6 protein-coding genes and 1 rRNA gene are annotated in these 6309 nt (G+C 62.7%); 5 read left to right on the plus strand and 2 right to left on the minus strand.

Features of this window, described 5'->3' with window-relative positions; all coding sequences use genetic code 11:
- From V6M52_RS01790 to V6M52_RS01800, 3 genes are all read left to right on the plus strand, one after another.
- The coding region (locus V6M52_RS01790) for a hypothetical protein (RefSeq protein ID WP_332698816.1) at positions 1 to 186 on the plus strand (186 nt) is incomplete at its 5' end.
- Positions 187 to 196: 10 nt separating this feature from the next.
- Complete coding sequence (locus V6M52_RS01795) at positions 197 to 535, plus strand: VOC family protein (RefSeq protein WP_332698819.1); 339 nt, start codon at positions 197 to 199, stop codon at positions 533 to 535.
- A 33-nt stretch (positions 536 to 568) separates the two neighbouring features.
- The gene (locus V6M52_RS01800; protein WP_332698822.1) at positions 569 to 2077 is read left to right on the plus strand and encodes an MFS transporter; all 1509 of its coding nucleotides are present in this window, start codon (positions 569 to 571) and stop codon (positions 2075 to 2077) included.
- Here the strand turns inward: V6M52_RS01800 and V6M52_RS01805 are convergent.
- A complete protein-coding gene (locus V6M52_RS01805) occupies positions 2052 to 4022 on the minus strand; it encodes a M23 family metallopeptidase (protein ID WP_332690096.1) in 1971 nt (656 codons plus the stop codon). The genes V6M52_RS01800 and V6M52_RS01805 overlap by 26 nt on opposite strands.
- Before the next feature lie 176 nt (positions 4023 to 4198).
- Positions 4199 to 4762, minus strand: a complete 564-nt coding sequence (locus V6M52_RS01810; protein ID WP_332698824.1) for a DUF2306 domain-containing protein — start codon at positions 4760 to 4762, stop codon at positions 4199 to 4201.
- Between the two features lie 143 nt (positions 4763 to 4905).
- On the opposite strand from V6M52_RS01810, the gene V6M52_RS01815 reads away from it, so the two are divergent.
- Complete coding sequence (locus V6M52_RS01815) at positions 4906 to 5505, plus strand: TetR/AcrR family transcriptional regulator (protein WP_332698827.1); 600 nt, start codon at positions 4906 to 4908, stop codon at positions 5503 to 5505.
- Positions 5506 to 6199: 694 nt separating this feature from the next.
- Positions 6200 to 6309: ribosomal RNA gene (locus tag V6M52_RS01820) — 16S ribosomal RNA — on the plus strand; the annotation flags it as partial.

Raw genomic sequence — 6309 nt, forward strand, 5'->3', positions numbered from 1 at the left:
CAGGCCGTTCCCAGCAGTACCGCGAGCAAGGCCACAAGCGGGCCGCGCAAAGGCAAGGTCATGACGTCTCTCCCCTCATCATCGGTCGGCTACTTGCGCGGCGCCAAGCCGCACGAGCAGACTATGTCGGCCGCCAAGGACTTGCACCTGGGAAGTGATCGATCTAGAACAAACAAAGAACATTAGGAGCAGGCAGATGAGTGACAGGATCGACTATATCGAATTCCCCACGAGCAACCGGGCGGCGACCAGCGCCTTCTTCCAAGCGGCCTTTGGCTGGGGCATCGTCAGCTACGGCCCCGACTATGACGCGCTCGGGCAGGCCGGTATCGACGGCGGCGTAGACCAGGGTGCCGACAAGGTCGCGGCCACGATGGCCGTGGTCAGGACCGACGATCTCGACGATGCCGAAAAGCGGGTGCTGGCGGCCGGGGGCACGATCACCAGGGCGCAGTTCGATTTTCCAGGCGGCAGGCGCTTCCACTTCCGCGAGCCGGGTGGAAACGAGATGGCAGTCTGGATCGCGCGGGAATAGACTCGCCCGGGAAACGAGCGCTCCGGATACAGCATGGACCAGGATATTACCGCCCCGCAGAGCCGCCGCTTCGTGCTGGTGGCCGCCATTCTGGCGTCGAGCATGGGCTTTATCGACGGTTCGGTGATCGCGATCGCCATTCCTGCCATCAGGGCAGATCTGGGCGCGACGCTGGCCGAGGCGCAGTGGGTGAGCAATGGCTATCTGCTGTTCCTCTCTGCGCTGATGCTGCTTGGCGGTGCCGCGGGCGACCGCTTTGGCCTGAGAACCGTCTTCGGGCTGGGCATCGTGGCGTTTGTCGGGGCATCCATCGTCTGTGCCATGTCGCCGACGCCGCTGGTGCTGGTGGTGGCGCGGGCGATCCAGGGGAGCGGAGCGGCAGTCATGGTGCCGGGGAGCCTGGCCATCATCGCCAAGGCCTATCCGCGCGAGGAACGGGGCCGGGCCATAGGCATCTGGGCAGCGGCCTCGTCGCTGACCTCGATCGCCGGACCGATCATCGGCGGGTTCCTGCTGACCGCGCTGGGGGACTGGAGCTGGCGCCTGGTGTTTGCCGTCAACCTGCCGCTGGGCATGTCGGCACTGGCGCTGCTCTGGTTCAAGGTGGCGCCTGACAGGCCGGAAGAAGGGCGGCGGCTCGATGTGATCGGCGCGGTGCTGGCGACGCTGGCATTGATGTTCATTGCCTATGGCCTGACCGGAGACGGCAGCGAGAGCGTTCCACCGCTGTCGCATACCATGGCCTGGTGTGGCGCCGGGCTGGTTCTGGCGGTGGCGTTCGTGCTCTGGGAATGGCGCAGCAACGCACCGATGCTCCCCCTGCGGCTGTTTGCCAATGTCGGTTTCTCGGGCGCCAATGGCCTCACCTTCGCGCTGTACTTTGCCCTTGCCGGCATCATGTTCTTCCTGCCCATGACCATGATTGGGGGCTGGGGTGAAACCCCGGCCACAGTATCGCTCTCCTTGTTGCCCCTGGGGATAATTTTGACGGCACTGTCGTCGTTCAGCGGCAAGTGGGCTGATCAGCTGGGGCCGGGACCGTTGATCACGGCAGGTTCGCTGATCGTGGCCCTGGCCTTTGCGGGCCTAGGGGTTATCGCGCCGCTGCATTCGGTGTGGCTGGCGGTCGTGCCCTGCATCGGGCTGCTCGGGCTGGGCATGGGGCTGGTGGTATCGCCGCTGTCGACGGCGGTGATGACCTCGGTGGAGGATGGCGATACGGGCGTTGCCTCGGGGGTCAACAATGCGGTGGCAAGGGTGGCCGGGCTGGTCGCCGTGGCAATGCTGGGGGCGATTGTCGCGACGGTATTCGAGCGCGGGCTGGGTGAGGCAGCGGAACTGCCGATCTTTTTCGGGATGCGGACGGACGGACTGACCGAAGGGCAGGAGGCGCTGCGGATGGGGGCGACCGACGCGGCGTTTGCAGCGGTCTGCTATATCACCGCCGGGTTGAGCCTCGTTTCGGCAGCGGTCGCCTGGCTGACGCTGGAGCGCAAGGGGTTGTTTGCCCGCGAGCCTATTGGCTCGCCTGGGCCACAGTAACCGGGGCCGGATCGCGGGTCATCAGGTCGTTGATCTGGGCCATGGTCTGGGCGAACTCGGCTTCATACTGCTGGGGCAGTATATTGTCCTTGGGCAGCTTGACGCTGAGAGGATCGACCAGATTGCCGTTGATCATGATCTCGAAATGCAGATGCGGGCCGGTGGACTGGCCGGTGGAGCCGACATAGCCGATGATCTGGCCCTGGCGAACATGGCTGCCGGCTCCCAGGCCATCGACATAGCGCGACATGTGGCCATAGACGGTTTCGTAGCCGTTGACGTGCTGGATCTCGACCTTGTTGCCGTAGCCGGACTGCCATTTGTAATACTGGATGACGCCATCGCCGGCGGCGTAGATCGGCGTGCCGGTACGGGCCGCCAGATCGACGCCGGTATGCAGGCGCCGGCTCTTGAATATGGGATGGATGCGGTAGCCGAAGCGCGAACGCAGCGTGCCGCCGCCTTCGAGCGGCCGGCGGGTGAGGAAGCGCTTTCCGGTTTCGCCATCGGGATCATAGAAGTCGATGACCCCATCATCGGTGCCAAAGCGGTAGAGCTGGCGGGTGGTGCTGCCGAGCGTCAGCCCGACATAGAGCAGCTCGGTGCGGCCCTCGGCATCGGGGACGGATTTCAGGATCTCGATGGAATCGCCGGCGGCGATCTTCTTGGTCATGTCCACGTCATAGGCATACATGCCGATGATGCGCTCGATGGTGGCATCGTCGAGGTCATGCTTGCGGCCGGTTTCCCAGATGGAGCGGTAGACGCTGGGAAGATTGGCGACGTTGACCTCTTCGGTATCTTCCTCGGGGAATTCGATCTCGGCCGGGGCGAGGCCCAGCACGTATTGGCCCTTGTCGGTGAGCGCCACGGTGGCGCGATGCACGACGATGTCGTTGGCGTCGTCATGCAGGTAAATGCTCAGGCGATAGGGAATGAGTGTGTTGGAGGTGCGCGAGGGCCCGAACAGGATACGGAGGCGCGCACCGGTCGGCAGCTCGGTGGAGGGGAAGACGTTCTGCAGAGTCGCGTCGATGGCCGCGATCATGGCATCGGTAAAGCCGTTGCGGCGCATCACATCATTGAGCGGCGTACGCTCCTTGACGGTGAGGATGCGCTCGGAGCGACCGAGTGCGGCATCGGCCGCCAAAACGGTCTTGGGCACGACCGTCACATTCTCGGCGACGCCACCCAGAGTGGTGCCATCGGACAGGCCGAGGTCGCGCACCGATGGACCCAGAGCGGCATAGGCGAGGGTGGGCGCAGTATCGTCACTATAGAAGGTGGCCTCGACCACGCTGCGCACATATTCGGCGGCGGTCTGATCGGTAATGGCGCGCGGGGGCACGAAGGTCATCGGCATGGCAGCCAGCCGGACGGCGACTTCGCCTTCCACTTCTGCCCCATAGACATCGGTATTGATGTCGATGGCGTCGGCACTGGTCTCGATGGGCTGGGTGGCGTTGAGAATGGCCACCGGGTCGTAGGCAGGCACACCATCGGAAAGCGAGGTCGGCGCCGTGGCCAGGGTGGCGCGAATGCGCACGAAAGGCTGGTTGCGGATCATGTCGCGGCCATCGACCGTCTCGCGGATCGAGGCTTCGATGATCTCGAGGTCGGAGCGGGTGGCGGTCACCGGGCGCAGGCGGGACGACTTGGCCGACAGATCGGTCGGGGTCAGCGCTTCGGTTTTCGGGCGGGAAATCTGCAGGGCTTCATAGGCGGTGGAGAAGGTGTCCTGGCCCTGGAAGGAAACATAAAGCGCCGCACCCATCAGCAGCACGCTGGTAAGGCCCGTCATCACCGTGCCGGTCAGCCAGGCAAAGCTCAGTTCGCGGCCATGGGGAATCTCGCCATCGGTCGACTGTACTGTCAGAGCTGGACTGTCTTCGAAGCCGGTAGACTTGAGCAGCGCGGTATGACGGTTTCTCTGCGCTGCGTTCAACGCCCCATCCTTTGATGTGTCACGACAGTCCCCCCAGCCGGCAGTTGCCGGCCTCTACGCAGGCACGCGCTTACATGCGTGCGCGGAGTCTATATCAATCAGCTCTCCTGATCCAAAAAAAATGCGGCGAAACTGCGGGCGGAGGTGCAGGCGTCGGGCTCCTCCTCTCGGCCTGTCTATGCCAAGGCCACCACGGCAGGGCGACGGCGGCGAAGATAGAGTTCGGCGAGTACGATATTGGGGACCCAGCAGAGGAAGGCGATGACGCGGTAGCCTTCGTCGAACTCGATGGGCAGGGTCAGCATGATGCCGAGATAGATGCGCAGCATGATACCGGCGGCGGTGAGGGCGACGGAACGGACCATCCAGCGGCGATGCTCGACGATGCGGCGCGCGACGGCGAGGCGCCAGGCCATGGTGGTCGTCCACAGCCAGAGGATGGCCAGAATGCCGAATCCGGCGGTGGCTATCGGCCCGGCCGTGGCGCCCCATGCCAAAGGCAGGCCGGTGAAGCCACCAATTAGGCATGCCGCAACATAGAGACGGCCGATGATGCGATGGACGCGCGGGTTGCGGTTGCGCAGCGCAGCGATGAACTGCAGTGGCGCCACCAGCAGGGCCGTCGAAGCCGCCGCGGCATGGAGTGGTAGCCAGGGGAAGGCGAGCAGGTTGCCGGTGATCTCCTCGGGGAAGGGGCCGATGCCGACGACATAGCGATAGGAGAAGAGCGCAACGCCCACGCTCAGGATTGTCCATAGCGTCCACGGCACGCGCCGGACCCAAGACCACAGTGATGACATCGCTTCGACCCTCAATGTTATTAGCTATTACATTGTCATTGGGTATAACATCGAGTCAAGCCTCCCGTTTCCAGGAACAGCCAATGTCGCAAAGCAAGCCCGGCAACACCTATCACCATGGCGATCTGCGCCGGGCGCTGGTGGAAGCGGCCATGGCGGAGGTGGAGCGCGGCGGGATCGAGACGCTGAGCCTTTCGGCAATCGCCAAGGCGCTGGGAGTATCGCAGCCGGCGCCCTACCGGCACTTCGCAGATCGCGACGCGCTGCTGACCGAAGTGGTGACAGAGGGGTTCACGCTATTCGCTGCGACCCTCAAGGCGGCGCCGAAGCGGGCCACGGGCCACCAGGCGCTGTCGCGCATGGCCCAAGCCTATCTGCGCTTCGGTCTCGATCATCCCGGTCTCTATAAGGCGATGTTCGCCTCGCACATTCTTCCCCAGGCGCGGGATGGCGTGGCGCTGCAGGCGACGGCAAGCGGCAGTTTCGCCCTGCTGGTGGATGCGACAGGCCTGACCGACCAGCAGCGTGCGCAGCGGGTTGCCTTGAGAATATGGGCGTCGCTGCATGGCATCGTGATGCTGCAGAACCAGGGACTGCTGCACGACAGGCTGGTTCCTATCAAACTCGAGCAGCTGGTGGAGGACGTTCTCCCCGCGGAGGAGGCCGGACCCGGGAGCCACTGAAAAGACTGCGAAAAATCCAGTATCGGGTGCAGCGGCGGGAGAGGCCCGTAATCACTGGTGATTCAGTCGAGTTTTCCACATGGCCAAATCACCCAAATTCGGAAAATGACGCTTTTGTCGTTTTGGGGGGTTTACAGGAAAATCAGCCGCCCCTATAACCCGGCTCATCGCTGCAGACCGCGGCGCCGGCAACGGCCCGAACGAGCAGCAAGCCACTGAAATCACTAAGAAATTAGAGAGTTCAGTTTTTCGAAATTCGGTAAGAAACGGAAATCGAAATTAGGGTGTTGACAGACGAAAACGTCTCGACTACAACCCGCCACGTTGACGACGCCGAGCGAACTTCGCTCCCACTGTTCAACGTTTTCTGAAAGGGCAGACGATCTGCCGGGCAACCGGACAGAAACTCCTGTTCCCTGAAAGAATGTGGAAGCCAACGCTTCCAATGACGTCCTAGCCCGCGAGGGCAGTGAGGTCAGCTCTTTGAAATTGTGAAGATGGAAGAAAGAGAAACGTGGACGGCGAGGTTCTTGCGAACTGAAGCTGGAAGCAATTCCGGTGGAAGTTAAAAAGACTTCGATGGGTGCACGTTTTCTAAGAGAAGACATATTGTTCTCGCAACTTCGGTTGCTGAGAATAGTGTGAGTTCTCGTCAATCATGCAAACGTGCATCTAGCGACACAAGTCAGATTTCAAACTTGAGAGTTTGATCCTGGCTCAGAACGAACGCTGGCGGCAGGCTTAACACATGCAAGTCGAACGCCCCGCAAGGGGAGTGGCAGACGGGTGAGTAACGCGTGGGAA

It is taken from the genome of Devosia sp. (assembly GCF_036676215.1).
Classification (GTDB): domain Bacteria; phylum Pseudomonadota; class Alphaproteobacteria; order Rhizobiales; family Devosiaceae; genus Devosia.

What these genes read in the sequence shown, in the direction of transcription:
- V6M52_RS01795 (WP_332698819.1), top strand. Translation starts at nt 197, where the DNA reads ATGAGTGACAGGATCGACTATATCGAATTCCCCACGAGCAACCGGGCG.
- V6M52_RS01800 (WP_332698822.1), top strand. Translation starts at nt 569, where the DNA reads ATGGACCAGGATATTACCGCCCCGCAGAGCCGCCGCTTCGTGCTGGTG.
- V6M52_RS01815 (WP_332698827.1), top strand. Translation starts at nt 4,906, where the DNA reads ATGTCGCAAAGCAAGCCCGGCAACACCTATCACCATGGCGATCTGCGC.